23 protein-coding genes and 1 tRNA gene are annotated in these 25,777 nt (G+C 59.3%); 8 read left to right on the top strand and 16 right to left on the bottom strand.

Features of this window, described 5'->3' with window-relative positions; genetic code table 11:
• Positions 1-5 precede the first annotated feature (5 nt).
• Complete coding sequence (gene dksA / locus ACZ5RI_RS01855) at positions 6-422, bottom strand: RNA polymerase-binding protein DksA (RefSeq protein WP_464514414.1); 417 nt, start codon at positions 420-422, stop codon at positions 6-8.
• 349 nt (positions 423-771) lie between these two features.
• Here dksA and ACZ5RI_RS01850 point away from each other — a divergent pair.
• The 3 genes from ACZ5RI_RS01850 to rquA all read left to right on the top strand — a co-directional run bounded on the left by ACZ5RI_RS01850 (position 772) and on the right by rquA (position 2,907).
• Positions 772-848: transfer RNA gene (locus ACZ5RI_RS01850), tRNA-Met, on the top strand.
• Positions 849-968: 120 nt separating this feature from the next.
• The gene (locus ACZ5RI_RS01845) at positions 969-2,075 is read left to right on the top strand and encodes a pectinesterase family protein (RefSeq protein ID WP_464514413.1); all 1,107 of its coding nucleotides are present in this window, start codon (positions 969-971) and stop codon (positions 2,073-2,075) included.
• 82 nt (positions 2,076-2,157) lie between these two features.
• Entirely contained in the window at positions 2,158-2,907 is a 750-nt protein-coding gene (gene rquA / locus ACZ5RI_RS01840; RefSeq protein WP_464514412.1) for a rhodoquinone biosynthesis methyltransferase RquA, read from the top strand.
• Between the two features lie 76 nt (positions 2,908-2,983).
• Here rquA and purL read toward each other — a convergent pair whose 3' ends face one another.
• The 5 genes from purL to purC all read right to left on the bottom strand — a co-directional run bounded on the left by purL (position 2,984) and on the right by purC (position 7,536).
• Entirely contained in the window at positions 2,984-5,164 is a 2,181-nt protein-coding gene (gene purL, locus ACZ5RI_RS01835) for a phosphoribosylformylglycinamidine synthase subunit PurL (RefSeq protein WP_464514411.1), read from the bottom strand.
• A 94-nt stretch (positions 5,165-5,258) separates the two neighbouring features.
• On the bottom strand, positions 5,259-5,927 hold the full coding sequence (gene purQ, locus ACZ5RI_RS01830) for a phosphoribosylformylglycinamidine synthase subunit PurQ (RefSeq protein ID WP_464514410.1): 669 nt from the start codon (positions 5,925-5,927) through the stop codon (positions 5,259-5,261).
• Positions 5,924-6,427: a DUF2059 domain-containing protein gene (locus ACZ5RI_RS01825; RefSeq protein WP_464514409.1), complete on the bottom strand. Its 504-nt coding sequence runs from the start codon at positions 6,425-6,427 to the stop codon at positions 5,924-5,926. The genes purQ and ACZ5RI_RS01825 overlap by 4 nt, the downstream gene beginning before the upstream one ends.
• 18 nt (positions 6,428-6,445) lie before the next feature.
• A complete protein-coding gene (purS, locus tag ACZ5RI_RS01820; RefSeq protein WP_464514408.1) occupies positions 6,446-6,685 on the bottom strand; it encodes a phosphoribosylformylglycinamidine synthase subunit PurS in 240 nt (79 codons plus the stop codon).
• 86 nt (positions 6,686-6,771) lie between these two features.
• Positions 6,772-7,536, bottom strand: a complete 765-nt coding sequence (purC, locus tag ACZ5RI_RS01815) for a phosphoribosylaminoimidazolesuccinocarboxamide synthase (RefSeq protein ID WP_464514407.1) — start codon at positions 7,534-7,536, stop codon at positions 6,772-6,774.
• A gap of 411 nt (positions 7,537-7,947) precedes the next feature.
• On the opposite strand from purC, the gene ACZ5RI_RS01810 reads away from it, so the two are divergent.
• Positions 7,948-8,967, top strand: a complete 1,020-nt coding sequence (locus ACZ5RI_RS01810; RefSeq protein ID WP_464514406.1) for a hypothetical protein — start codon at positions 7,948-7,950, stop codon at positions 8,965-8,967.
• A gap of 80 nt (positions 8,968-9,047) precedes the next feature.
• Here the strand turns inward: ACZ5RI_RS01810 and purB are convergent, their stop codons facing one another.
• The 5 genes from purB to ACZ5RI_RS01785 all read right to left on the bottom strand — a co-directional run bounded on the left by purB (position 9,048) and on the right by ACZ5RI_RS01785 (position 14,913).
• Positions 9,048-10,349, bottom strand: coding sequence for an adenylosuccinate lyase (gene purB / locus ACZ5RI_RS01805; protein WP_464514405.1), 1,302 nt, complete (start codon positions 10,347-10,349; stop codon positions 9,048-9,050).
• 54 nt (positions 10,350-10,403) lie between these two features.
• Positions 10,404-11,276 (bottom strand): RadC family protein, encoded by an 873-nt coding sequence (gene radC, locus ACZ5RI_RS01800; protein ID WP_464514404.1) that lies wholly within the window; start codon positions 11,274-11,276, stop codon positions 10,404-10,406.
• Positions 11,215-12,042, bottom strand: coding sequence for a type I methionyl aminopeptidase (gene map, locus ACZ5RI_RS01795; protein ID WP_464514403.1), 828 nt, complete (start codon positions 12,040-12,042; stop codon positions 11,215-11,217). The genes radC and map overlap by 62 nt, the downstream gene beginning before the upstream one ends.
• A gap of 146 nt (positions 12,043-12,188) precedes the next feature.
• On the bottom strand, positions 12,189-13,865 hold the full coding sequence (locus tag ACZ5RI_RS01790; RefSeq protein WP_464514402.1) for a formate--tetrahydrofolate ligase: 1,677 nt from the start codon (positions 13,863-13,865) through the stop codon (positions 12,189-12,191).
• A 127-nt stretch (positions 13,866-13,992) separates the two neighbouring features.
• Entirely contained in the window at positions 13,993-14,913 is a 921-nt protein-coding gene (locus tag ACZ5RI_RS01785) for a tyrosine recombinase XerC (RefSeq protein WP_464514401.1), read from the bottom strand.
• A gap of 78 nt (positions 14,914-14,991) precedes the next feature.
• Here ACZ5RI_RS01785 and ACZ5RI_RS01780 point away from each other — a divergent pair, with 78 nt between their 5' ends.
• The gene (locus tag ACZ5RI_RS01780; protein ID WP_464514400.1) at positions 14,992-17,232 is read left to right on the top strand and encodes a primosomal protein N'; all 2,241 of its coding nucleotides are present in this window, start codon (positions 14,992-14,994) and stop codon (positions 17,230-17,232) included.
• A gap of 30 nt (positions 17,233-17,262) precedes the next feature.
• Here ACZ5RI_RS01780 and ACZ5RI_RS01775 read toward each other — a convergent pair whose 3' ends face one another.
• On the bottom strand, positions 17,263-18,066 hold the full coding sequence (locus ACZ5RI_RS01775; protein ID WP_464514399.1) for an RNA methyltransferase: 804 nt from the start codon (positions 18,064-18,066) through the stop codon (positions 17,263-17,265).
• A 137-nt stretch (positions 18,067-18,203) separates the two neighbouring features.
• Here ACZ5RI_RS01775 and ACZ5RI_RS01770 point away from each other — a divergent pair, with 137 nt between their 5' ends.
• The 3 genes from ACZ5RI_RS01770 to ACZ5RI_RS01760 are packed head-to-tail and all read left to right on the top strand — an operon-like array spanning position 18,204 to position 20,286.
• Positions 18,204-19,412 (top strand): NADP-dependent isocitrate dehydrogenase, encoded by a 1,209-nt coding sequence (locus tag ACZ5RI_RS01770; RefSeq protein WP_464514398.1) that lies wholly within the window; start codon positions 18,204-18,206, stop codon positions 19,410-19,412.
• A gap of 19 nt (positions 19,413-19,431) precedes the next feature.
• Positions 19,432-19,860, top strand: a complete 429-nt coding sequence (locus tag ACZ5RI_RS01765; RefSeq protein ID WP_464514397.1) for a hypothetical protein — start codon at positions 19,432-19,434, stop codon at positions 19,858-19,860.
• Positions 19,861-19,893: 33 nt separating this feature from the next.
• Complete coding sequence (locus tag ACZ5RI_RS01760) at positions 19,894-20,286, top strand: VOC family protein (RefSeq protein WP_464514396.1); 393 nt, start codon at positions 19,894-19,896, stop codon at positions 20,284-20,286.
• A gap of 281 nt (positions 20,287-20,567) precedes the next feature.
• On the opposite strand, the gene ACZ5RI_RS01755 is transcribed toward ACZ5RI_RS01760, so the two are convergent.
• The 4 genes from ACZ5RI_RS01755 to ACZ5RI_RS01740 all read right to left on the bottom strand — a co-directional run bounded on the left by ACZ5RI_RS01755 (position 20,568) and on the right by ACZ5RI_RS01740 (position 25,721).
• The gene (locus tag ACZ5RI_RS01755) at positions 20,568-22,283 is read right to left on the bottom strand and encodes a pentapeptide repeat-containing protein (RefSeq protein ID WP_464514395.1); all 1,716 of its coding nucleotides are present in this window, start codon (positions 22,281-22,283) and stop codon (positions 20,568-20,570) included.
• A 485-nt stretch (positions 22,284-22,768) separates the two neighbouring features.
• Positions 22,769-23,455, bottom strand: a complete 687-nt coding sequence (locus tag ACZ5RI_RS01750) for an anaerobic ribonucleoside-triphosphate reductase activating protein (protein ID WP_464514394.1) — start codon at positions 23,453-23,455, stop codon at positions 22,769-22,771.
• A gap of 10 nt (positions 23,456-23,465) precedes the next feature.
• Entirely contained in the window at positions 23,466-23,654 is a 189-nt protein-coding gene (gene nrdD, locus ACZ5RI_RS01745) for an anaerobic ribonucleoside-triphosphate reductase (protein WP_464514393.1), read from the bottom strand.
• Between the two features lie 33 nt (positions 23,655-23,687).
• Positions 23,688-25,721, bottom strand: coding sequence for a ribonucleoside triphosphate reductase (locus ACZ5RI_RS01740; RefSeq protein ID WP_464514392.1), 2,034 nt, complete (start codon positions 25,719-25,721; stop codon positions 23,688-23,690).
• Positions 25,722-25,777: the final 56 nt, after the last annotated feature.

Raw genomic sequence — 25,777 nt, 5'->3', positions numbered from 1 at the left:
ATGGCTTAATCGTCGCGATAGACTTTTTCGCGCCGTTCATGCCGTTCTTGTGCTTCGATCGACAAGGTGGCGATCGGGCGGGCGTCGAGCCGTTTGAGCGAGATGGGTTCGCCGGTTTCCTCACAGAAACCATAAGAACCGTCTTCGATCCGCGATAAAGCAGAATCGATTTTGGCAATCAGCTTGCGTTGGCGATCGCGCGTGCGCAGCTCAAGTTGGCGTTCGGCCTCGGTCGAGGCACGGTCAGCCAAATCCGCATGCGGCACCGTTTCTTTTTGTAAATTTTCGATCGTCTCACGGCTTTCGCGCAGAATGTCTTCTTTCCAAGCCATCAGCTTGCGCCGAAAATATTCGCGCTGCCTCTCACTCATAAAGGGCTCGCTCTCCGACGGCCGGTAGCCTAGCGGAAGTTGAATACCCATGCATCTTCCTCACTGGAAAAGAATGCCTAACAACGTGTGAGGGGTTATAGCGATAGCCAGTGACGCCAGCAATCGGAATTGCAGAGAACGGCAATATTAAAAAACTATGCAAAAATAATGTGTTAGCCGTGATTCGGTTTGCCCGCGGTTATTTTGCCCCGCTTCGGGACACGGTTTGCGGGTGGAATTTTCAAATGCACGGATCGATTCGCTCTCGCCGTGGTGGATGTTTTTAGTGGCCGGTCTGGAATTTCCGCACGGAAATAAATTTAAACGGATTAAGGGGATGGACAGTGTCAACGCGATGTCCTATATCGCGATCCCTGCCCGGCAACGGGCGGAAAAATGGCGCGGGGTGGAGCAGTCCGGTAGCTCGTCAGGCTCATAACCTGAAGGTCCTAGGTTCAAATCCTAGCCCCGCAACCAACTTTCTGAAATGTGATGATGATCGCCTGAAACCTAACGGTTTCGGGCTTTTTTATTGCTGCACTGCACCCGTATGGGGCGTTAACATTATTTCAGCAACTATAACGAAAATGGGGTGTGATGAACCGTCGGGAGCTGCTTCGTCAGATGGGTGTGGGTGCGCTGGGGGCGATGCTGCCCTGGCAGATGGCGTGGGCGATGGACGGGGTTGATGCGCTGGTCAGCCTGACACCGCGGGATGACATCCAAGCCCCCCGCTTTACCAGCATCGCCAGCGCGCTGGCCGCAGCACCTGCCCACCCGCACAGCCCGTACCGTATTCTAATCACCAAAGGGGTGTGGCGTGAACGGTTGGCGATCGACAAGCCTTTCATCCACCTGATTGGCGCGGGGCAGGCAGAAACGGTCATCACATCCGGTGCCTCCGCCGGTGATATTGGGCCGGATGGTAAACCCATCGGCACCTTTAAAACCCAGACGGTTGAGGTGACGGCTACCGATTTTTGCGCTGAACATCTGACCATTGCCAATGATTTCGACTATGTCGGCCACCTGCCGCCGCCGGTACCGACCGACAAGACCGGGGCCAGCGGTGCGCAGGCCATTGCCCTGTCTATCCATGGTGCGGCTGACCGCTGCCTGCTGCGCGGCGTCGCCATCACCGGCCATCAGGACACGCTGTATACGGACAGTGGCCGCAGCCGTTTCGAGGCATGCCGCATTACCGGCAGCGTTGATTTCATTTTTGGGGCCGGGCGGGCCTGGTTTACGCAATGCGAGATTGTTTCGCGCCTGCGCCCCGGTCAGGCCTTTAACGGGTATATCGCTGCCCCCGATACCGATGTGCACCAGCCGGTTGGCTTGGTGTTCTCTGGCTGTCGTCTGGTTAAGGAGCCCGGTGTTGCTGCCCACACCGTGGCACTGGGGCGGCCCTGGCGGCACACTAGGACCTTTGCTGATGGCAAGCGTTATGGCGATCCCGACAATGTGGGCGCCTGTGCCTATCTGAACTGTTGGATGGACGACCATATTGTGCCTGAAGGCTGGTCTGCGATGGGCTACACTGCCCAAAACGGCAGCAAACTTCAGTTGGAACCGGAAGAGGTTCGCTTCTTTGAATATGCCAGCAGCGGCCCCGGCGCCGCAAAATCCTCAGCAAGACGGCGTTTTTTAACCACCCCCGAGGCGTTTAGCGCCGAAAAAGTGCTGCAAGGCTGGGACAGATAATACCTGCGGCATTTTTTGCTCGCTACCGGTGGCGAAAAACAGGTAATCAGGGTGCGGACGGGCTGGGTGTAAAAGGGTCTTTATGGAACGCAATTCGAGTGTTTATGGTCTAGCCCAGGCCCCGCTGTGCGAAGAGGAAACCGTTCGCGACATACCGGTTCCTGATTATCTTCAGCGGGTCTATTGGTGGACCTATATTCATCCCTTCGCCGTTTGGTTCTTCGACCGGCAATGGATCGTTAACCTCATCCTGCTGACCCAATATAATCGCATGCGCCGCGCGGTGCTGCGGGAATTTGCGGCGGCAGAAGATGGCCATGTGTTGCAGGTCTCCTGCGCCTATGGCGATGTTATCCCCAAGACGGCGGAACGGGTGCTGGCGGGGCGCGGGCGTCTCGACATTATCGACGTGCTGCCTATTCAGCTCAAAAATGTCCGGCGTAAGCTGCCGGTCAATGACCGCATTCGTCTGATGCAGATGAATGCCGCCGAGATGTTTTTACCCTCGGCCGCCTATGACAAGGTGGTGCTGTTCTTCCTGCTGCATGAAACCCCTGATCCGGTGCGTAAACGCATCCTGGCCGAGAGTTTCCGTGTTGTGCGCCCGGGTGGTCAGGTGGTGATTGCCGACTTCGCCATGCCGAAGCGTTGGAATCCATTCCGCTATCTGTGGGCGGTTTTCTTAAGCATTTTCGAGCCCTTCGCGCTCGATATGTGGCGCACCGATATTCACGACCATCTGCCAATGGCTGTGCGGGGCTATCCCTTGCGCCAGCACCGTTATTTCGGCGCGCTGTTTCAGAAGACCGTGGTCACCAAGCCAGAGCATTGATGCGGCTTTCTGGTTACCCCATAAAAAAAGCCCGGCAACGCTGCCGGGCTTTTTTCTATTTGTGTGTGGGGGACAATCAGCCCGCCATATAGGTCGGCAGCCATTCTTCATGGGCTTTTTTGAGCGCGGCGACTTCCACCGCCTCGCCTGCCAGCGTTAATGCCGTACCACCAACGGTGCCGAGTTTGGCGGTCTTAACGCCCGCCTCTGCCGCGGCGGCGATCAGGCTCTGCGCTTTGTCCGCCGGGGCGGCAATCAGATAACAGGCCTGATCTTCGCCGAAGAAGAACGGGATCTTGTCACCCTGTCCGGCAACATCGGCGCCGATCTTGCCCGCCAGCGCCATTTCGGCCAGCGCCACGGCAATGCCGCCGTCTGAAATATCGTGCACGGTGTCGAGCCCTGCTTCTATCTGACCACGGATGAAATCGCCGTTTTTCTTTTCCTGTGTCAGATCAACCGGCGGGCAGGCCCCGGCCTTTTCACCGGCGATGCCTTCGATTTCGTGGGCATAGACCGACTGGCCGAGATGGCCCTTCACGTCGCCGATCAGCATGATGACGTCGCCAGTGCGTTTGAAGGCAATCGTCGCCATCTTGCGGACATCAGCCATCAGGCCGACGGCGCCGATGGTCGGTGTGGGATCAATGCCCTCGCCCTGGGTTTCATTGTAGAGCGAGCAGTTGCCCGACACGATGGGGAAATCGAGCGCACGGCAGGCTTCGCCGATACCGTCGATGGCCGAGATGATCTCGCCCATGATCTCGGGCTTTTCCGGGTTGCCGAAGTTCAGGTTATCGGTCACCGCCAGCGGCAGCGAGCCAACGGCCGTCAGATTGCGCCAGGCTTCCGCCACGGCTTGCTTGCCACCCTCGAACGGATCGGCTTTGCAATAGCGCGGCGTCACGTCGGCGGTCATCGACAGGGCCTTGCTTGTGCCATGCACGCGGACCACAGCGGCGTCCCCACCGGGGTGCTGCACGGTGTCGGCCATGACCGAGCTGTCATACTGCTCGTAAACCCATGCCTTGGAACACAGATCCGGCGAACCGATAATCTTGGTCAGGCTGGCGGTCAGCGAGCGGGTCTTGTCGAAAGTGGGCGTGCCGGTATAGGGGGCACGCTTGACGAAGGGGCGCTCGTAAACCGGCGCGGCATCCGAAAGGGAGCCCACCGGCATATCCGCAACAACCTCGCCCTTATGCTTGACGATCAGGCGGTGGCCCTCGGTGGTGATCCCGATGACCGAGAAATCCAGCTGCCACTTCTTGAAGATGCGTTCGGCTTCGGCTTCGCGGCCGGGCTTCAGCACCGCCAGCATGCGCTCCTGACTTTCCGACAGCATCATGTCGTAAGCGGTCATGTTGGTTTCGCGCTGGGGCACTTTGTCGAGATTGATCTCGATGCCGACACCGCCCTTGTCGGCCATTTCCGACGAGGACGAGGTCAGACCGGCCGCACCCATATCCTGAATGGCGATGATGGCATCCGACGCCATCAGTTCCAGACAGGCTTCCAGCACCAGCTTTTCGGCAAAGGGGTCGCCAACCTGCACGGTGGGGCGCTTTTCCTCGGAATCGGCGTTGAATTCCGCCGACGCCATGGTGGCACCATGAATGCCGTCGCGGCCGGTTTTCGAACCGACATAAACCACCGGATTGCCGACGCCCTTGGCCGCCGACAGGAAGATCTTGTCTTGTTTGGCAACGCCGACGCACATGGCGTTGACCAGATTGTTGCCGTTGTAGCAGGCGCTGAACTGGGTCTCGCCGGCAACCGTCGGGATACCCATGCAGTTGCCATAACCGCCGACGCCTGACACCACGCCGGAAACCAGCGAACGGGTCTTGGGGTGGCTCGGCTCGCCAAAGCGAAGGCTGTCCAGCATCGCCACCGGGCGGGCACCCATGGTGAAGACGTCGCGTAAAATGCCGCCCACGCCGGTCGCTGCACCCTGATAGGGTTCGATGAAGCTGGGGTGGTTGTGGCTTTCCATCTTGAAGACGACGCAGTCGCCATCGCCGATATCGACCACGCCGGCATTTTCGCCGGGGCCGTGGATGACGCGCGGGCCTTTGGTCGGCAGCTTCTTCAAATGGGCGCGGGTGGATTTATAGGAGCAATGCTCGGACCACATCACCGAGAAAACGCCCAGCTCGACCATGTTGGGGGCGCGCCCCAACAGGCCCTCGATGCGGGCATATTCTGCTTCGTTAAGCCCGTGTTCGCGGATGACTTCGGGAGAAATACTGCTCATTGCTTTGTCACTTCGTTTCTAAAATGGCTCGTCGCTTGGCAAAGGGCGAAGGCTGCCAACGCTGTCCGCGCGGGCGGCTTTGGGTTCGCTGGCTTCAGCTCACGGATTCGATCAAAGCTTCAAACATCGCCAGCCCGTCGGTGCCGCCCAGCAAAGGATCAACCACCCGTTCGGGGTGGGGCATCAGGCCCAGCACGTTGCGCCCTTCATTGAGGATACCGGCAATATCGCGCGCTGAACCATTGGGGTTTTCACCCCCGGCATAGCGGAACGCCACACGGCCCTCGCCTTCCAGGCGGTCCAGTGTTTCTGCGTCGGCCAGATAGTTGCCTTCACCATGGGCGACCGGGAAAACTACCTGCTGACCCGGCTTATACTTGCGGGTAAAGCGTGACTGGGTTTCACAGACCTCAAGGCTGACCGGTTTGCAGACGAATTTCAGCCCTGCGTTACGGATCAGGGCGCCCGGCAACAGATGGGATTCGGTCAGGATCTGAAAGCCATTACAGATGCCAAGCACCGACACGCCTTGTGCAGCGCGCTCCTTGACGGTCTGCATCACCGGGCTCTGGCTCGCCATCGCGCCGCAGCGTAAATAGTCGCCATAGGAGAAGCCGCCGGGCAGTACGATCAGATCGACATCCGGAATTTCGCTGTCGGCGTGCCAGATGCGATAGGGCGTTTTGCCGGTAATCTGTTCCAGGGCGACAACGGCATCGCGGTCGCAATTGGAGGCGGGGAAAATAACAACGGCTGACTTCATTTCTTTTTACTTCCCGCTTTGTCGTCCGATGTGGAGACCAGCTCCATCATCACGCGTTTCATAATGTGCTGCATAATCGGTGTGATCAGGGGACTGGCTTCCGACATGATCTCTGGCGTGGCGGCGACCAGATGCTGGCCGGTCTCGCTGTGATAAAAGGCGATTAACGCCCGCATGTCGGCTTCGGAAAGGTGCGCGGCATAGATTCTGGCTGCGTCTTCCAACAGGCCCGGACGGGCGGCGTTGAATTCTTCAGTCACAATCTGGCGCAGCTTTGCCAGGGTTTTATCGTCCAGACCGGGGGCCATTTTGCGGGCCTGAACCAGCGCAGCTTCAAGGTTTTGCGTCGGCAGCAGGGTTTGTGCTGCTCCGCTGGCCTCCATCAACTCTTTGGCAGTAGCAATCTGTGCCGCTGTCGGCGGTACAGGGGCGGTATTATCCGCCCAGGACGCCCCGAAGGTTAGCCCCAATGCCAAACCGGCCGCAAAGATTTTGCGCATAAAGCCCCCTGCTGGCCCTTAGAGAATTTCGATCTCGTACCGCTCGATCACCGTGTTGGCCAGAAGCTTCTGGCACATCTCGGTCAGGGCGGCCTTGGCCTTGGCCGGGTCAGTTTCGGCCAGCTCAATTTCGATCAGCTTGCCCTGACGCACTTCGCCGACCCCGTCGAAACCGAGGTTGGTCAGTGCCTTGCCAATGGCTTTGCCCTGCGGATCGAGGACACCGGTTTTCAGTCTGATAAAGACGCGCGCTTTCATCTCGTCAAATCCGTATGGTTTGGAATGCAAAAAGGCCCCGGGTGTTGCCCCGGGGCCTGTATCTCGAGGCCCCTAATGTGGATGCCTTACGGCACCAGCTTAGGGCCCTTGTTATCCGACTGGCCGGACTCTGGCATAATGCCAAGACGCCGCGCCACTTCGGAATAGGCTTCCATCAGCCCGCCCAGATCGCGGCGGAAACGGTCCTTGTCCATCTTGTCGTTGGTCGAGGCGTCCCACAGGCGGCAGCAATCCGGGCTGATCTCGTCGGCCAGCACGATCCGCATATAGTCGTTTTCCCACAAGCGGCCGAATTCCAGCTTGAAATCGACCAGCTTGATACCGACGCCAAGGAACAGACCGGTCAGGAAATCATTGATGCGGATGGTGAGGTTCACCATGTCATCAAGATCCTGCGGGCTGGCCCAGCCAAAGGCCGTGATATGCTCTTCACTGACCCACGGGTCGTGCAGCTCGTCTTTTTTATAATAATATTCGATGATCGAGCGTGGCAGAGCCGTGCCTTCTTCCAGGCCGAGGCGCTTGGCCAGTGAACCGGCAGCGACATTGCGCATCACCACTTCCAGCGGCACAATCTCGACTTCCTTGACCAACTGCTCGCGCATATTGAGGCGCTTGACGAAGTGGGTCGGAACGCCAATGGCGTTGAGCTGCATCATCAGATATTCGCTGATGCGATTGTTCAGAACGCCCTTGCCTTCAATGACCGCCTTTTTGGTGGCATCAAATGCTGTCGTATCATCCTTGAAATACTGGATGATCGTGCCAGGCTCCGGACCCTCGTACAGTATCTTGGCTTTGCCTTCGTAAAGTACGCGCCGGCGTTTCATTGTTTCCATCTCCGCCTCGTTAAAGCGTAACGGGGCCTTTCGCTACCAGGCCCCGTCAAATCCCACTGCAAAATAGCCATACCCCTATGCCACGGCAATGCTTCGGGACAGCACACCCGCATTGTTTTATGCCAAAAACGCAAAGCATGAACATCATTTATATTTTTTATGTGTTTTCAGTGCGTTACGGGGCCTGCGGCGTATCTGCCCGCGGTCTTAGTCAAAAAGATGTGCGCGTCAAAGTGTACAAATTACACTTCTCTCCCTCTGTTTGTGGCAGTATTGGGTTGTGATACCAGTATAGCGTGAGGTGGCGTGAGCCTGAAAGTCTGATGGTAATGGCAGCGCTGGCGGCAGCTGGGATGATTGGTTAAAAAGAAAAACGCCGGGGAAGCTTTGGGAGAACTTAGGATGAGACGGATTGCGGGATGTGTGGTGGCGCTTGGCGCCCTGTCTTTCTTCGCCCTGTGCGGGGCGGCGTGGGCCCAGTCGGCCCCGGATAATCCTGTGGCGGGTCATGGCGCCGACGGCAGCCATATCTCGCCCGGGATCATGACCCAGGAGCAGTTCAACAAGCTAGGTGAGTACAGCGAAACTGCCAAGCGTCTGACCAAGGGTAAAAACAAAGGCAAGACGCTGGAACAGCTGATGGCTGAAGATAAGGCTGCTGCGGCTCTGCTGACCAAAACCATGCCGCTGGCCTGTGATGTGACCGATGCGGTGCTCGCCGCCGAAGGTAAAGCCACCATCGAGGGCAAGGAATTCGATACCCATACCTATGAAGCGGCTTGTTCCAACGGCATGGGCTATTTCCTGGTCGCGGTTGATGGCGGTACACCCTATGGCTTTTCCTGCCTTGCGGCCGAAGCCACCCGTAAAGCCGATGTTGCCGCCGGGCGCGCGCCAGGGACTGTGTGCAAACTGCCCGCCAATCTCAATCCGATGACGATGACCAGCGCGGTGTTCAGCAAGGCCGGTGTGGCTTGCGAGGTTACCGGGCTGAACTGGCTGGGCCAGAATACCAAAAACAAGATCGAATATAATGAAGCGGCCTGCACCGGTGGCAGCGGCTATATTCTGGTGACGGCCTTGCCAGGTCAGATGGTTTCGCCGCAAACCATGCCGTGTCGCGAGGCGGCTAAACGCGGGCTGATCTGCAAGCTGACCGACAGCGGCCCCATCGTCACCAAACAGACCTTTGTTGATGCGCTTTCCGCCCATCATGTGGCCTGCTCGGCTTCGGTCGATAAGCTGCATGTCATCGGTCAGGAAACCGCCAAGAAACGTTATGTGGTCGAGTTTGTCTGCCCCGAACAGCCCAAGGGGCTGGTGGCCTTCATTCCTCTGGAAGGCAGCAAATCGCCTTTCGAGAGTATGGACTGCAACGCGGCGGCCAAACGCAGCGCGGTGTGCAAGCTGAACCAGATGTAATCTTTTCGAAAAAAGTAAGGCCGGCACGCCTTTAAAGCTGCCGGCCTTTTTTCTGGATGTCTTTTATCGATGTCTGCAGCCTAGCCGAAGACACGGGCGAAGATTGTGTCGACCCGCTTGAAGTGATAGCCGAGATCAAACAATTCTTCGAGCTCCGCCACCGGCAGCGCGCCCGTGACCTCCTCGTCCTTCTTCAATAGATCGAGCAGATAGCCCTCACCGCCAAAGGCCCGCATGGCGTTGCGCTGCACCAGCGCATAGGCGGTTTCGCGCGCCACGCCCTTTTGGGTCAGCGCCAGCATAACGCGCTGGCTGTGGACCAGCCCGTGGGTGGCATCGAGATTCTTCTGCATTTTCTCCGGATAGACCACCAGCTTTTCAACCACACCGGCGAGCCGCCCAAGGGCGAAATCCAGTGTAATGGTGGCGTCGGGGCCGATATAGCGTTCGACCGAGGAATGCGAGATATCCCGCTCGTGCCACAGCGCCACATTCTCCAGCGCCGGGGTGACATAGGCGCGGACCATGCGCGCCAGCCCTGTGAGGTTTTCCGACAGGATCGGGTTGCGCTTGTGCGGCATGGCCGAAGATCCCTTCTGGCCGGGCGAGAAATATTCCTCGGCCTCGCCCACTTCGGTGCGCTGCAAATGGCGGATTTCCACCGACAACCGCTCGACCGAGGCGGCAACAACCCCCAGCGCCGCGAAGAAGGCGGCATGGCGATCACGCGGAATGACCTGGGTTGAAACCGGCTCGACGGTCAGCCCAAGCTTTTCGGCGACATGGGCTTCCACCGCCGGATCGATATTGGCAAAGGTGCCGACGGCGCCGGAAATGGCGCACGTTGCCACCTCGTCGCGGGCGACAACCAGCCGGGCACGGGCGCGGACGAATTCAGCGTAATAGCCGGCCAGTTTCAGCCCGAAGGTGGTCGGCTCGGCATGAATGCCGTGGCTGCGGCCGATGGTCGGGGTGAGTTTGTGTTCAATCGCGCGCTTCTTCAGTGCTTCCAACAGCTTGTCGACATCGGCGATCAGCAGGTCGGCGGCCCGCTTCAACTGCACCGCAAGGCAGGTGTCGAGCACGTCGGACGAGGTCATGCCCTGATGGACGAAGCGTGCTTCCGGCCCGACGATTTCGGATAAATGGGTCAGGAAGGCGATGACGTCATGCTTGACGACTTTTTCGATCTCGTCGATGCGGTCGATGTCGAAGGTGGCCGGGCCACCCTTTTCCCATACCTTGGCGGCGGCTTCCTTAGGGATAACCCCCAGCTCGGCATTTGCGTCGGCGGCATGGGCCTCGATCTCGAACCAGATGCGGAATTTGGTCTCGGCCGACCAGATGTCGGTCATTGCCTTGCGGGCATAGCGGGGGATCATGGGCGCACTTCCATTGATTGACGAACGGGTTTGGCGAAAAGATTTGCTGGCGTTCTACAACAAACCAAACGATTTGAAACTGGCATAGCCGCCGCGGCCGACCACGATATGATCATGCACGGTAATTTTGAGCGCTTTGGCCGCTTCGACGATGGCGCGTGTCATCTTGATATCCGCCCGGCTCGGGGTTGGGTCGCCCGAGGGATGGTTATGTACCAAAATGAGGCACGAAGCAGATAACTCCAGCGATCGCTTGAGAATTTCGCGCGGATAGACCGGGGTGTGGTCGATGGTACCGGTGGACTGGACCTCGTCGGCGATCAGTACATTTTTGCGGTCGAGGAACAGCACCCGGAATTCCTCCCGCGGCTCGCGGGCCATGGCGGCGGCGCAATAATCCATCAGACCGGCCCAGGAGCTTAAGACAGGTTTGTTCATCACCTTGGCTTTGGCCAGACGCAGCGCAGCGGCTTCAATAATTTTTAAGTGGGTGGCAACGGCGTCGCTGACCCCCGCCACTTCTAGCAGGCGGGCCCGCGGTGCGGCCAGCACCTCGCCATAGCCGCCGAAGCGGGCGATCAGCGCTTTGGCCAGCGGTTTAACATCGCGCCGGGGGATGGCGGCAAACAGGCTGAGCTCCAGAAGCTCATAATCCGGCATGGCCGCGCCATTATCGGCCAGAAAGCGGGCCCGCAACCGTTCGCGATGGCCGTGGTAATCTGGCGGTGGTGTCTTGGTGTCGGCGGCGATTTCGGCCGCGACAGGTGGCAGCGCCGGGTGTGGATACGGGTGTGGTTGGCCCGTCGTCGCAAGGGCAGCTCCGGTAAACCGGCGCAACGCCTCGGCGGCCTGATCCGGCACCGGATCAGAATTGAGCGGTGGGTTTATCGAGCCCTTTGGGCGACAGGGTGAAGATTTCGATGCCATTCTCGGTCACGCCAATCGCATGTTCAAATTGGGCAGACAGCGAGCGGTCGCGGGTGACGGCGGTCCAGCCATCACTTAACACCTTCACGCCATAGCCCCCTAGATTAATCATCGGCTCGATGGTGAAGAACATTCCGGGTCTGATCGGATATCCGGTCCCCGGCTTACCATAGTGTACGATGTTAGGCAGAGCATGGAAGACCCGACCCAGCCCATGACCGCAAAAATCACGCACCACGGCGCAATTTTCCTGGCCTTCGGCATAGGTTTGGATAGCGTGGCCGATGTCGCCGGTGGTGGCACCGGGTTTGACCGCGGCAATGCCACGCATCAGGCTTTCATAGGTGACATCGATCAGGCGCTGGGATTTGCGCTTGATCTCGCCCACCGGATACATGCGCGAGGAATCGCCATGCCAGCCATCGACAATCACGGTGGCATCAATGTTGACGATATCGCCTTCTTTTAACGGCTTATCGTTGGGCTGGCCGTGACAGACGACATGGTTGAGCGAAGTGCACAGCGTGTAGCGATAGCCGCGATAGCCGAGACAAGCGGGCAGTGCGCCATGGGCGATGGTGAAATCATAGGCCAGCTTGTCGAGATAGGCCGTGGTGACGCCGGGTTTGACCTCGGGCACCAGCATGTCGAGCAGCTCGGCGACCAGCCGACCAGCGCGGCGCATGCCTTCGAAGTCTTCCGGCTTGTGGAGGAAAATGGCGGAATGGGCGCGCGCGGTGGCGTCAAAAAGTTCAGCTTCGGACATAGAGGAGGTCATGACGCCATCGGTTACGAATTGCCAGAAAAATTTAGGCTGGCGATCCGGTTTTCGCCAGCCCCAATTTTAACAAAATCCGCAAAAGAAACAGGGCTTTGAACCTGCCCGGCCGCCCGGTGGCGGCGGAGTTGTGGTTAAAACAGCCCTTCAATCTGCCCGGCTTCATTGAGATAAATATGGTTAGCGGCAGGCTCGCGCGGCAGGCCCGGCATGGTCATGATGTCGCCCGCCAGCACGACTACAAACCCGGCCCCGGCTGACAGCCGTACATCACGGATTTTAACCGTATGGCCGGTGGGGGCGCCTTTAACCTTAGGATTGGTCGAGAACGAGAACTGGGTCTTGGCCATGCAGACCGGCAATTTGCCAAATCCGGCGGCTTCAAACGCGCCCAGTTTGCGGCGGGTGGCATCGTCAGCAGTGACGTCGCCTGCGCCATAAATCCGGCGGCAGACGGTATCGATCTTGTCCCACAGGCTGATCTCGTCTGGGTAAAGCGTCTGGAAATCGGCAATCCCGCTGTCGCACAAGCCCGCGACATGGCGGGCCAGTTCGGCGGCCCCGGCAGCGCCATCGGCCCAGTCGGTGCAGGCGATGGCTTCACAGCCTTCAGCCTCGACCGCAGCGCGGATAGCGGCAAGCTCGGCCTCGCTGTCGGTGACGAACTGGTTGATCGCCACCGCCACCGGTACGCCAAACTGTTTTACATTCCGGATGTGGCGGATCAGGTTGGGCAGGCCGGTTTCGACCGCGGCAACATTTTCGACGCCGTAATCGGCTTTGGCGATGCCGGCGTGATGTTTCAGGCTGCGCACACTGCCCACGATCACCACGGCGGCGGGAGCCAGCCCGGTCTTGCGGCACTTGATATCGAAGAATTTCTCTGCGCCAAGATCGGCACCGAATCCGGCTTCGGTCACGACATAATCGGCCAGTTTCAGCGCGGTGCGGGTCGAGATCACCGAATTGCAGCCATGGGCGATATTGGCAAACGGCCCACCATGGATGAAGGCGGGGGAGCCTGCCAGCGTCTGAACCAGATTGGGCATCAGCGCGTCTTTGAGCAGCACGCTCATTGCCCCGGCGGCTTTCAGATCGGTGGCGGTGATATAGCGTTTATCAAAGGTCTGGCCGACGATAATGGCACCCAGGCGGCGTTCCAGATCTTCCAGATCCTCGGCCAGACACAGAATGGCCATCACTTCCGAGGCAACGGTAATGTCAAAGCCATCTTCGCGCGGATAGCCGTTAGCGACCCCGCCGAGCGAGCCGACAATCGACCGCAGTGCCCGGTCGTTCATATCCACCGCCCGGCGCCAGTTGATGCGGCGCGGGTCGATTTGCAGTTCGTTGCCCCAGTAAATGTGGTTGTCGATCATCGCGGCCAGCAGATTGATCGCCGAGGTGATGGCGTGCATGTCGCCGTTAAAGTGGAGGTTAATATCCTCCATCGGCAGAACCTGGCTCTGTCCGCCGCCGGTGGCCCCACCCTTCTGGCCGAAACAGGGGCCCATCGACGGTTCACGCAGACAGGCCACGGCTTTACGGCCGATGTGGCGCAGACCATCACCCAGCCCGATGGCGGTCTTGGTCTTACCTTCGCCTGCGGGGGTCGGCGTCATCGCGGTGACCAGCACCAGTTTGCCGTCGGGCTTGCCCTTCAGGCTTTTGATATAGTTGTAGGACAGCTTGGCTTTGTGGTGGCCATAGGGGATCAGGGCGTCGGCCGGAATGTCCAGTTTGGCGGCAATCTCGCCGATCGGGGCCATAGAAGCCTCGCGGGCGATCTCGATGTCACTTTTAAACGCCATACCGGTATCCCTTGTGATTGATCGGTTAAGCGGGGGAAATAGGGCCGTATGCCGCCGACGGCAACGGCTTTTTCTGCGCATCTGCTATGCACGCCGGTTTGCTGGGCACTTTATCACCTAATACGTTTTATGGCCCGGATTGCCCTTTGGGGTGGGCGCGCTGGTAAACCTCCATCATTTTGGCGCTATCAATCGCGGTGTAAATCTGGGTGGTGGACAGCGAGGCATGGCCGAGCAGTTCCTGCACACTGCGCAAATCGCCGCCGCCGGCCAGAATATGGCTGGCGAAGGAATGGCGCAGGGCATGCGGCGTGGCGCTTTGGGCCAGACCGAGGCGGCCGCGTAAGTTTTGCATCAGGCTTTGGGCCTCGCGCGGGCTCATCGGTCCGCCCCGGCGCGAAACGAACAGCGGACCGTCCGGTTCGCCGACAAAGGGCACCCGTTCGGCATAATGCGCGATCGCCGTGCCGATCACCGGCAACAGCGGCACCAGCCGGACTTTGCGACCCTTGCCAGTGACGCGCAGGGTGTCGCCCAGCGGCAGATCAGCGCGTGTCAGCGCCAGTGCCTCGGAAATGCGCAAACCCGCACCGTAAAGCAGGGTCAGTAGCGCGGTATCGCGCGCCGCAATCCAGTCTTTCTTGCCTTTGCCGGCTTCTTCCAGGGTGCGGGCGGCGTCGGTTACGCTGAGCGGACGTGGCAGGCTGCGTGCAATGCGCGGGCTGTGCACCGCCTTGGCGGCGGGATTGGCCAGAATATTCTCGCGGGTGAGATAGCGGAAAAAACCCCGTACCGCGGCCAGCGCCCGCTGCACCCCGCGCGCGCCAAGGCCTTCGGCGCGGCGCACGGTGATAAAGGCGCGGATATCCGCCGGGGTCAGGGTGGTCAGGGCGTCCTGGTCCAGTTCGGCACCGAGATGGCCGGGCAGAAAGACGAAAAACCGATCAAGATCATCGCCATAGGCGCGTAACGTGTGCGGGCTCGCCCGCCGTTCGTCGGCGAGGTAGCGTAAATAGGCCTGTTTCAGGCAATGCGCGTCTTGCGCCATCAGCCCCTCATTGACCGGACAAAAGCCCCGGCGGCATGGTACATGCTGCGGGCAAATCACGGGTTCAAGTATAGCCCTATGGCGGTGGACGGAAATGCTTTTCCCCACCTTTTACGTGCCGGGCAATGGAGTGTTAAGGCGATGGGCGAAAGCCTGTTCGGGCCAGACGAAAAGCAGGAAACGGCAAGCGTGCTCTTGCCGGTGCCGATTCCTGCGCTCGACTATCGTGTGCCAGCCTTACAGCGCGGCCTGCTGGTTTCGGCCAAGCTGTCCGGGCGTACCCGCATCGGCGCGGTGTGGGGCCCGGCTTCCGGCGAGGTGACCGAAGCCCGGCTGAAGTCGGTCGATGCCCTGCCCGGCCATCCGGTTTTGCCGCCCGCTTTGTGCGATTTCATCGACTGGGTGGCGCGTTACACCCTGGCCCCGCCCGGTCAGGTGCTGGCGATGGCGCTACGCACCCAGCTGTTGGAGGCGGGCAAGGGGCGCCCGGCTTATCTCCGAGGTACGCAAACGCCGGAGGTACTGTCCAAAGCGCGTCAGCGTGTGCTGGCCATTGCCGCCGATGGGCTGGCCCGGACTTTAAGCGATCTGGCTTTTGAGGCCGGGGTGACCCCTTCGGTGATTAAAGGGTTGGTTGCCGCCGGGGCTCTGCTGCGCACCGAGCTACCGGAATTTACCGCACTGCCCATCCCGCAAGCTGATTTTGCGACCCCGGTGCTGAATGGCGAACAGCGCGCCGCGGCGGACCACATCGTCGCCGATGTGCACAACAGGCGCTTTGCCGCCAGCCTGCTCGATGGCATCACCGGTTCCGGTAAGACCGAAACCTATTTTGAAGCGGCGGCAGAAGCCTTTCGCGCCGGTCGGCAGGTGCTGATCCTGCTGCCGGAAATCGCCCTGTCGGTGCAGTTTCTCGATCGTTTCGCCCGCCGCTTTGGCTGCCGCCCGGCGGAATGGCATTCCGATATGGCCCCGCGCGAGCGGCGCCGGGTGTGGAAGGCGGTGCTGTCTGGCGAGGCCCGCGCCGTGGTTGGTGCCCGCTCCGGTCTGTTCCTGCCGTTTTCCGATCTGGGCCTGATCATCGTCGATGAGGAGCATGACGGGGCTTACAAGCAGGAAGAGGGGGTTATTTATAACGCCCGCGATATGGCGGTGGTGCGGGCAAAGGCCGAAAGCTGCCCGGTGGTGCTGGCCTCGGCCACGCCGTCGCTGGAGAGTTTCACCAATGCGGTGGCCGGGCGCTATGCCCATCTGAAACTGACCGAACGCCATGGCGTCGCCGAGCTGCCCGTCGTGCGGCTGATCGATCTGCGTCACGATAAGGGCGATCCCGGCAGCTATATTTCGCCGCCGCTTCGCGAAGCGCTCAAAAACACCCTGGCGGCGGGTGAACAGGCCATGCTGTTCCTGAATCGGCGCGGCTTTGCCCCGCTCACCCTGTGTGGCGGCTGTGGCCACAAGATCGTGTGCAAGAACTGCTCGGCCTGGCTGGTCGAGCACCGCGCCCGCCACAGCCTGATCTGCCACCATTGCGGCTATGAAGTGCCGATCCCGAAGAAATGCCCGGAATGTGGCGAGGAAGGGGCTCTGATCGCCTGCGGGCCGGGGGTGGAGCGCGTGGCCGAGGAATTTCACAGCCTGTTCCCCGATGCCCATATGGCAGTGGCCTCGTCTGACACCATGGACGGGCCGGATGCCATGCAGGCCGCCATTCGTGCCATGGGCAAGGGCGAGATCGATGTGATGATCGGCACCCAGATTGTCGCCAAGGGCCACCATTTCCCCCATCTGACGCTGGTCGGCGTCGTCGATGGCGATTTGGGCGGTTCCGATGGCGATCCGCGGGCCCGCGAACGCAGTTTTCAGATGCTGCATCAAGTTTCGGGCCGCGCCGGTCGTGCCGAGCAGCCCGGTTTGGTGCTGATCCAGACCCGCAACCCGGAAGATGCGGTGATGAAGGCGCTGGCCGCGCAGGACCGGGATGCCTTTTATGCCCAGGAGGCCGAGTTTCGTCGCCGCGCCACCGCGCCGCCGTTCGGTCGGCTGGCGGCATTGATCCTGTCGGGTATGAAAGAAGCCGATGTGGTTGGTGCGGGCCGTATGCTGGCCAATGCCGCGCCGCGGGCCCGCGGCGTGCGGGTGTGGGGCCCCGCCCCGGCCTTCTATGCGTTGCTGCGTGGCCGCACGCGTGAACGGTTGCTGGTGCAGGCCGAACGGGGCGTCAATATTCAGGGCTATCTGCAAAGCTGGCTGGGATCGGTCAAAATTCCCGCCACCGTGCGCCTGGCCATCGACATCGACCCGGTGAGCTTTTTCTGAAGTGGCGGCACCACGGGCTGGTCGTGAAAATTACTCTTGCGTCTTTGTTTCCGTCGTGGCTCCGGCCCGTGCGGCGGCTTTTTCGGCGGCGCGTTCCGCCTTTGGCCTGCGGTGTTTGCCACGGGCCATAGCGACGATCATGCCGCGCACGGTCTGGACTTCCTGATAGGTCAGATGGGCCCGGTGCAGCATGGCGCGGATGGCGCGGACCATGTGCTCGCGCTTGTCGGGTGGATAGAGGAAGCCACTTTCGGTCAGCTCGCGTTCAAGATGGTCGAACAGGCCGAACAGCTCGTCCCGCGTCGGCGGGCGCTGCAAGGGATGCTGGTCGAGATGGGCGGCCGGGGTGACATCGCCCGCCTTGAACCATTCATAGCAGCACACCAGCACCGCCTGACCCAGGTTGAGCGAGGAAAACTCGGTGGTCGGGATTGAGATCACGGCATCGCACAGCGAAACCTCGTCATTCTCCAGCCCGGCGCGCTCGTTACCGAACAGAATGCCACTTTTGATGCCGCGGGCGGCAGCCTCGCGCAGGCGGCGGATCCCCTCGGCCGGGGTCAGGGTTTCTTTCGGAACGCCACGGGCGCGCGCTGTGGTGGCGAACACCAGCTGCAGATCGGCCAGCGCGCTGCGGGTATCGGGGGCAATCGGGGCCGCATCGATCAGATCCACCGCCCCCACCGCCATGGCGCGGGCCTTATCATTGGGCCAGCTGGTCTTCGGCGCGACCAGGCGCAAATCCGGCAGGCCGAAATTCTTGCAGGCGCGCGCTGCCGCACCGATATTTTCGCCAAGTTGGGGACGGGACAGGATGATCGAGGGTGCGGACACGGGCTTTGCTGACTTTCGCTCGGCGGTTTAGAGTTTGATGAGGTTAGGCCAATCGCCGCTTTGACCTCAGGTAATGCCGGATATAGCCTTAGCCAACATATTTCCAGAGCTTTGCCCGAACTTTAAAGGACTTTCCGATGACCAAGATCACAGTAACCGGCACCGTTGTCGAACTCGACGGCGACGAGATGACCCGCATCATCTGGGCGATGATCAAGAACAAGCTGATTCTGCCCTTTTTGAACGTTCCGCTGGAATATTACGATCTGGGCGTCGAACATCGTGATGCCACCGAGGACAAGGTTACCGTCGAGGCCGCCGAGGCGATCAAGCGCCATGGCGTTGGCGTCAAATGCGCCACCATCACGCCGGACGAAGCCCGCGTTAAGGAATTTAATCTTAAGAAGATGTGGAAATCGCCCAACGGCACCATCCGCAATATTTTGGGCGGCGTGATCTTCCGCGAGCCGATCATCTGCCAGAATGTGCCCCGTCTGGTGCCGGGCTGGACCAAGCCGATCATCATCGGCCGCCATGCTTTCGGCGATCAGTACCGCGCCACCGATTTCAAGTTTCCCGGTGCGGGCACGCTGACCATCAAATTCACCGGCGCTGATGGTCAGGTGATCGAGCATGAGGTGTTCAAGGCCCCCGGCGCGGGCGTGGCGATGGCGATGTATAATCTGGATGACTCGATCCGCGATTTTGCCCGGGCCTCGCTCAATTACGGTCTGAACCGCAAGGTGCCGGTCTATCTGTCGACCAAGAACACCATCCTCAAGGCTTATGACGGTCGCTTTAAGGATCTGTTCCAGGAGGTCTTCGATACCGAATTTGCCAGCAAATTCAAGGCGGCGGGTATCACCTATGAACACCGGCTGATCGACGACATGGTGGCATCGGCGCTGAAATGGTCGGGCGGTTATGTCTGGGCCTGCAAGAATTACGATGGCGATGTGCAGTCCGATACGGTGGCGCAGGGTTTTGGCTCGCTCGGGCTGATGACCTCGGTGCTGATGACGCCGGATGGCTCGGTGGTCGAGGCCGAGGCGGCCCACGGCACCGTCACCCGCCACTTCCGCGAACATCAGAAGGGCCATGCCACGTCGACCAACTCCATCGCCTCGATCTTCGCCTGGACGCGTGGGCTGATCCATCGCGCCAAGCTCGACGGCAATGACGATCTTAAAGTTTTCGCCGAACTGCTCGAAAAAGTCTGCGTCGATACGGTGGAAGCTGGCTTCATGACCAAAGACCTCGCGCTGCTGGTCGGGCCGGAGCAGAAATGGCTCACCACCGAAGGCTTCCTCGACAAGGTGGCGGCGAATCTGGCCGCCGCGCTCTAAGGTGCGCCTGGCGCTCCCTGTGATGGTCCTGTGTGGGCTGGCGCTGGCGCCGGCCCATGCTTTTGAGGCCGTCACCACGGCCGAGGGCTGGCAGGTCGGCCCGGTCAACGCAACCGATTGCACGGCGCGCAAAGCCGGGGGCGAGATCAACAGCACGGTTAGCTTCAGTCACACACACCAGCTGGTGTTGACGGTGGCGCGGCCGGAATGGCGCTGGCCGCCGATGCACCGTGATGCACGCCTGTCGATTGATGGTGCTAAGCCGCAAAGTATTGAAGTTGAGGCGGTTTTCACCCTGGTGCTGTTCAAGGTGACCAACCCCGATCTGGCGGCACGCCTGCGTCAGGCCAAATCCCTGCAATGGGAATTGCCCTGGGGAAAATACACCGCCAATGTGATGGGGATGGATCGGGCGCTGGATGTTCTGGCGCAGTGCAATGTGCCCTAGCGGCGCGGGTTTCAGATAAAAAGGCAAGCAATCATGCTGGGTTATGTGACGATTGGGGCCAACGATGTTGATGCCTCGGGTGTGTTTTACGATGCCGTGCTGGGCGCACTGGGCGCGGCACGCAAATTTAAGGATGGTGACTGGATCGGCTGGGGCCCGGCGTCCGAAGGGCCTGAAAGCCATTCGGTCTATGTCTGCAAGCCGTTCGACGGGGCCCCGGCGACGCCTGCCAATGGCCTGATGCTGGCGTTTAAAGCCGTGTCGAGGGATGCGGTGGTCGCGGCTTATGAGGCTGGCCTGAAGGCGGGTGGCAGCGACGAAGGCAAGCCCGGTCCCCGCCCGGTGGAGGATCCGGCGTCAAAGTTCTTCGGGGCGTATTTGCGCGATCCCGTCGGCAACAAGCTCTGTGTGTATTTTAAGGGATAAGCCGCAAGCGGAAATTTTTTTGCGCCGTTGGATAGGGCTTAAAAACCATGCCGAATTCCGCCCACACTGTTGGGCGGAAGGGGGCATTTTGCTGAACGAAACGGTCCTGCAAAGACGGTTTGGTGTAATAACCCTGCGCGTAGCGGCAGCAAAATTTCAAAAAACCGGATGCGTGGTCCGTAAAACGGAGTTTTAAGCCGCGCTGAGGGCCTTCGCCCCACAGTGTCACCCCCTGAACGGATCGGCTGGCCCGGTCGCGGGGCAAGAAAATGACCGGGGGGTTATTTGATCTGGAACCGGCGTTTGAGGGCAAGGCCGAACAAAAACCACAGCGCCAGATTACACGCCGCAAACAGCCCGGTGACGACATAGAGGCTAAAGCCATAGCGGGTCAGCAGATGGTCGCACCATTCGCCATAACGGTAACTGCGGCAGGCTTCATCGTGGCAGCCCTGAAACACATCCTTCACAAAATCGCCCGGCACCAAATTGTGCCACGCCGCCGTGGCGGCAAAGCCGAGATTGCCCGGCGCGAAATCCTGCCAGAACGGCAGCGCCGCGCAACAGGTCACCGCCGTGGCAATCAGGAACGAAACCAACAGCCAGAACAGTGGCAGACCGATACTTTCTCCGTAGTCGGAGAATAATCCATACGCCCCTGCCGCAAATTTTTCTGTCCAGCGAATATCGCTGCGGCGCATGCGAGCCTTCAGTTCCAGCTTATAGAAGAAATGCTCCGCCGTGCGGGCCTCATGTCCCTGCTGAATTTTCTTCAAACGGCAAAAGGCTTTTTCGTATTCTTCAAAACGGGCGGAGGGCGTTTCCGGCTCTGGTACTTCTGTTGTGCTTTCGTGGTTGCCCCGGATGCGATGCCGAAGCCTAGAGAGCGTCTTAGCAATCCGCCTCTTTGGTTTGGGCGGCAGCGGCCAATGTGCATCGTCTAAGGTGAAATAGGTTTCTTCAGAAAGCTCAGCGCCATAAAATTTGGCTAGGCCGTTAAATTTTATCTGATGAAAATCAGTGTTTCCAATAAATTGGCGACCTGAAAAGTCAACATCACTATTGAATTCTGCCTTGAAGAATGAAGAGTCACGAAATTCTAATTGTTCTTTATATTTGTCTTGGCCGTCGCTACTTCTAGAAAAAGTTACTGACCCTAAAAATTTCGACTTAGTAAAGGTGCAGTTTTTACCAAGTGTTGCATTTGTAAAATTTGACCTATCGCCAAAAGTTGCTTTATCAAAACTTGCGCCATTCCCAAAATCGGTCCCATAAAATAACGCGAGATGGCTAAAAGTTGCACCATCAAAGCTAGTCACATCTCCGAAGTACGCGTGAGCAAAGGTTATTACGATATCAAAACGTGCATCTGAAAAACTTGTACTTGTGCCAAAGACGGCATTTCTGAATTTAACGCCACCACCGAAACATGTCGCAAAAAAACTGGTACCTGGACCGAAAAACGCATTGGAAAAATCGACAAATAGTATTTCGTCTAAGATAGAAGAATACGTTAATTGTGTAATAACAACGCCACATAGTGGGGCGTTAAGGGCTTTCTCGTTTCCCTTTTTTCGTATTCTTGCTGTAAGGCTACGAATGAAGGCTTCGCGGTCAGGATCAGTCCATCTATCGCCACCCGTATAGCCCGGGTGCTTCGGGCTTAGGTTACCGTTGAGATCGTAAAGCGGCAAATGATAGGGCGTCCACCAATGTGCTGAGCCTCTTGGAAAATTCGTCAACCAGCGGTCTTCGCCATCATGCCAATAATCCCATTCGCTGATCTTGCCGGTTTTGCCGGGGCGGGGATCGTCGATCATAATTGTCTTTGAAAATGCTTCGTCGTAATAGTCCGCATACGTATTAAAATCCGGGTGGGGGCACTGCCCTGCCGGGCGGTTTGGGTCCTTCAGGCTGTCCCAGTCCCAGCCCTGATCCCACCAGCGTAAAACGCGGTCACGCGGCCAGTAATATTTCTCTAAATCCCACTCTGCCATTGCCGCCCCCATTGCCAGCAAAAGCGTAGGCCGCACGGTCATGCGCAGCAAGGAAATTGGGAATGCGTGCACAGGATCGCACTATGGCAGAAGATAAGGCTGGATGGCCGGGTCAGGCCCGGCCAAGGTGACTGGTGTGTGGTGGCCAAATCTGCCTCATCCTTCGACGGGCTCAGGATGAGGAAGGGCTGAGTGGCTGCTCATGCTTCGGGCGGGCTCAGGATGAGGAAACTGCTATGAGAGTGGGGTACTTCTCCTCCCCCGTACTTGCACGGGGGAGGTGTCAGGGCCGGTGTCAACCGGCACTGACGGTGGGGGCGCGCGATGATCCCCCTTCCGTCTGCCGTGCTGGTCGCACGGCATCCACCTTCCCCGCTAAGCGGGGCAGGAGAAGTGAGGCCTGTTTTCAGCACGTTCTCATGCTTCGACTTACCTCCCCCTTCGGGCAAGTTCAGGGTGAGGTTCAGCATGAGGGGGAAATGGTGTCAGAGAATGGACGCGTTCAGTTCGGCATCCATGCAGCCGTCTTTACGAAACGGTTGCTGGCGGGTTGGGCCGCAGCCAAGGGCGGCAAGGTCGGCGTTCAGGCGGGCGAGCGCCGCCGCATCCAGCAGCTTTTCATGCACCGTGGTGCGGATGTCGTAAGCGATGCCACGGGCCAGCAGCAGCTTTAAGCTTTCGCGGGCGGCATTACCGCTGCCGGGCACGCCGGTGATGGCTTCATATTCGGCAAACGGTGCCTTCACATCAAAGCCGACCCAATCGAGATCGGGTAAGATCGCGGCAAAGCGTTCCGGGGCCGGGCCACCGGTATGCAGGCCGATGCGATAGCCCAGCGCTTTTACAGCGCGCACGGCGGCAGCGAGATCTTTTTGCAGCAGTGGTTCCCCACCGGAAAACACCACGGCATCCAGCAGCCCACGGCGTTTGTGCAAAAACGCAAAAACCTCCGCCCACGGTGTTTCGTCCGGGCTGGTGGCGTTGCGCAACGACTGGTTATGGCAATAGCGGCAGGCCCATGAACAGCCCTGACAGAAAATCGTCGCCGCCAGTTCGCCGGGCCAATCGACCGAGGACCAGCGCTCCAGTCCGCCAACGCGCAAAGCGATGCGGTCCGGGCTTTTGTCCGCCGGATACAAATCGGGCGGCATATCCTTGCCGCCCGTCGTCATTTTTACACTATCAGGCAAGGTCAACCTTGGATTCGCAGAAATATTTACGCTCGGCGAATTCACCCTTCTTGCCGCGGTTAAACGACGAGACCGGGCGGTGATAGCCCATCACGCGGGTCCAGATTTCGCAGGGCTGGCGTTCTTCGTCTTTCAGAACGACGGCGTTGGCAAATTCCTGAGGGGAAACCATCTGATTCATCACATTCTCCTATTCGGTGGCGTATTCGGCAGTTTATTCGGCCGCTTTGCAGGGCGACCCGCATTTTTTGGCGGCGATCAATTCCTCGTCGCATTTCGGGCAGAAATGATGTTCACCGGCGATGTAGCCGTGCTTGGGGCAGATCGAGAAGGTCGGTGTCACTGTGATATAGGGCAGGCGGAAATTCTCAAGCGAGCGGCGCACCAGCTTCTTGCACGCCTCGGCCGAGGACACCCGCGCCCCCATATACAGATGCAGCACGGTGCCGCCGGTATATTTGCGCTGCAATTCTTCCTGACGGGTCAGGGCTTCAAACGGATCATCGGTAAAGCCCGCCGGCAGCTGGCTGGAATTGGTGTAGTAAGGCTGATCCTTGGTGCCAGCCTGAATGATGTCGGCATAACGCTTCTGGTCTTCCTTGGCGAAGCGATAGGTGGTGCCTTCGGCCGGGGTCGCTTCCAGATTATAGAGATGCCCGGTTTCTTCCTGATAGGAAACAATCTTGGCACGGACATGATCGAGGAAGCGGATGGCAAAGGCATAGCCCTTGTCGGTGGTGACATCTTCGGCATCGGCGGTGAAGTTGCGGATCATCTCGTTGATGCCGTTAACGCCTAAGGTCGAGAAGTGATTGCGCAGCGTGCCGAGATAGCGCTTGGTATAGGGGAACAGGCCATTATCCATATGGCGCTGAATGACCTTGCGCTTGATCTCCAGACTGGTGCGGCTGATGTCGAGCAGCTCGTCCAGCTTGGCCAGCAGCGCGGCTTCGTCACCCTTATAAAGATAGCCCAGACGCGCACAGTTGATGGTCACAACGCCAACCGAACCGGTTTGCTCGGCACTGCCAAACAGGCCGTTGCCGCGCTTGAGCAGTTCGCGCAGGTCAAGCTGCAACCGGCAGCACATCGAACGCACCATGTTGGGCGTCAGTTCCGAATTGACGAAGTTCTGGAAGTACGGCAGGCCGTATTTCGCGGTCATTTCGAACAGGCGGTTGGCGTTCTCGCTCTCCCACGGGAAATCCGGCGTGATGTTGTAGGTCGGAATCGGGAAGGTGAACACGCGGCCCTTGGCATCGCCGCGGGTCATGACCTCCATATAGGCGCGGTTGATCATGTCCATCTCGACCTGAAGATCACCATAGGTGAAATCCATTTCTTCACCGGCAATGATCGGGGTCTGGTCGCGCAAATCGTCCGGGCAGGTCCAGTCGAAGGTCAGGTTGGTGAACGGCGTCTGCGTGCCCCAGCGTGACGGGACGTTGAGATTATAGACCAGTTCCTGAATCGACTGCAGCACCTCGTCATAGCTCAGCTTGTCGTTACGGACGAAGGCCGCCATATAGGTATCGAACGACGAGAACGCCTGCGCCCCGGCCCATTCGTTTTGCAACGTGCCAAGGAAGTTGACGATCTGGCCGATGGCGCTCGACATATGCTTGGGCGGATCGGCTTCGACCTTGCCCGGCACGCCGTTCAGCCCTTCGGTCAGCAGCGTGCGCAGCGACCAGCCGGCGCAATAGCCCGCCAGCATATCAAGATCGTGGATGTGCAGATCGCCGTCGCGATGGGCGCGGCCAACCTCGGGCGGATAGACATGGCTCAGCCAGTAATTGGCGACCATCTTGCCCGAGACATTGAGAATTAATCCGCCCAGGGAATATCCCTGATTGGCGTTGGCGTTGACGCGCCAGTCGGCCCGGTCGAGATATTCGTTGATCGAACTTTTGACATCGACCAGCGTGTGCTTGTCGGTGCGCAGACGGGCGCGCTGTTCGCGGTAAACGATAAAGGCGCGGGCGGTGGCAAAATGGTTGGCCGAAATCAGCACCTGCTCGACCACGTCCTGCACCTGTTCGATGTGGGGCGGCTCCTGCGGGAAGCGGTGGCTTAGCACCTTGACTGCCTGAATCGCTAAAAGCTCGGCTTCATCGGCTTCAAATTCACCGGCGGCCTTACCGGCCCGCTCAATGGCAAAGCGAATTTTCTCCGCATTAAAGGGCACCTGCTCACCGTTACGTTTGGCGACCTGACGGGGCGGTGTGGCGGAGATTCGCGCGGACATTGCTGTTTCCTTTAGATCAATCATATCCGAGCGGGGGAAGAGTCGCCGAACCGTGC

It is taken from the genome of Micropepsis pineolensis (genome assembly GCF_055392125.1).
The sequence above is the reverse complement of the archived record's forward strand: the minus strand, read 5'-3'. Positions and strand labels throughout refer to the sequence as shown.

Excerpts from the sequence above, each read along its gene's own strand:
- dksA (WP_464514414.1), bottom strand. The coding sequence starts at position 422 with ATGGGTATTCAACTTCCGCTAGGCTACCGGCCGTCGGAGAGCGAGCCC.
- ACZ5RI_RS01845 (WP_464514413.1), top strand. The coding sequence starts at position 969 with ATGAACCGTCGGGAGCTGCTTCGTCAGATGGGTGTGGGTGCGCTGGGG.
- rquA (WP_464514412.1), top strand. The coding sequence starts at position 2,158 with ATGGAACGCAATTCGAGTGTTTATGGTCTAGCCCAGGCCCCGCTGTGC.
- purL (WP_464514411.1), bottom strand. The coding sequence starts at position 5,164 with ATGAGCAGTATTTCTCCCGAAGTCATCCGCGAACACGGGCTTAACGAA.
- purQ (WP_464514410.1), bottom strand. The coding sequence starts at position 5,927 with ATGAAGTCAGCCGTTGTTATTTTCCCCGCCTCCAATTGCGACCGCGAT.
- ACZ5RI_RS01825 (WP_464514409.1), bottom strand. The coding sequence starts at position 6,427 with ATGCGCAAAATCTTTGCGGCCGGTTTGGCATTGGGGCTAACCTTCGGG.
- purS (WP_464514408.1), bottom strand. The coding sequence starts at position 6,685 with ATGAAAGCGCGCGTCTTTATCAGACTGAAAACCGGTGTCCTCGATCCG.
- purC (WP_464514407.1), bottom strand. The coding sequence starts at position 7,536 with ATGAAACGCCGGCGCGTACTTTACGAAGGCAAAGCCAAGATACTGTAC.
- ACZ5RI_RS01810 (WP_464514406.1), top strand. The coding sequence starts at position 7,948 with ATGAGACGGATTGCGGGATGTGTGGTGGCGCTTGGCGCCCTGTCTTTC.
- purB (WP_464514405.1), bottom strand. The coding sequence starts at position 10,349 with ATGATCCCCCGCTATGCCCGCAAGGCAATGACCGACATCTGGTCGGCC.
- radC (WP_464514404.1), bottom strand. The coding sequence starts at position 11,276 with ATGGCATCGAAATCTTCACCCTGTCGCCCAAAGGGCTCGATAAACCCA.
- map (WP_464514403.1), bottom strand. The coding sequence starts at position 12,042 with ATGTCCGAAGCTGAACTTTTTGACGCCACCGCGCGCGCCCATTCCGCC.
- ACZ5RI_RS01790 (WP_464514402.1), bottom strand. The coding sequence starts at position 13,865 with ATGGCGTTTAAAAGTGACATCGAGATCGCCCGCGAGGCTTCTATGGCC.
- ACZ5RI_RS01785 (WP_464514401.1), bottom strand. The coding sequence starts at position 14,913 with ATGGCGCAAGACGCGCATTGCCTGAAACAGGCCTATTTACGCTACCTC.
- ACZ5RI_RS01780 (WP_464514400.1), top strand. The coding sequence starts at position 14,992 with ATGGCGGTGGACGGAAATGCTTTTCCCCACCTTTTACGTGCCGGGCAA.
- ACZ5RI_RS01770 (WP_464514398.1), top strand. The coding sequence starts at position 18,204 with ATGACCAAGATCACAGTAACCGGCACCGTTGTCGAACTCGACGGCGAC.
- ACZ5RI_RS01760 (WP_464514396.1), top strand. The coding sequence starts at position 19,894 with ATGCTGGGTTATGTGACGATTGGGGCCAACGATGTTGATGCCTCGGGT.
- ACZ5RI_RS01755 (WP_464514395.1), bottom strand. The coding sequence starts at position 22,283 with ATGGCAGAGTGGGATTTAGAGAAATATTACTGGCCGCGTGACCGCGTT.
- ACZ5RI_RS01750 (WP_464514394.1), bottom strand. The coding sequence starts at position 23,455 with ATGACGACGGGCGGCAAGGATATGCCGCCCGATTTGTATCCGGCGGAC.
- nrdD (WP_464514393.1), bottom strand. The coding sequence starts at position 23,654 with ATGAATCAGATGGTTTCCCCTCAGGAATTTGCCAACGCCGTCGTTCTG.
- ACZ5RI_RS01740 (WP_464514392.1), bottom strand. The coding sequence starts at position 25,721 with ATGTCCGCGCGAATCTCCGCCACACCGCCCCGTCAGGTCGCCAAACGT.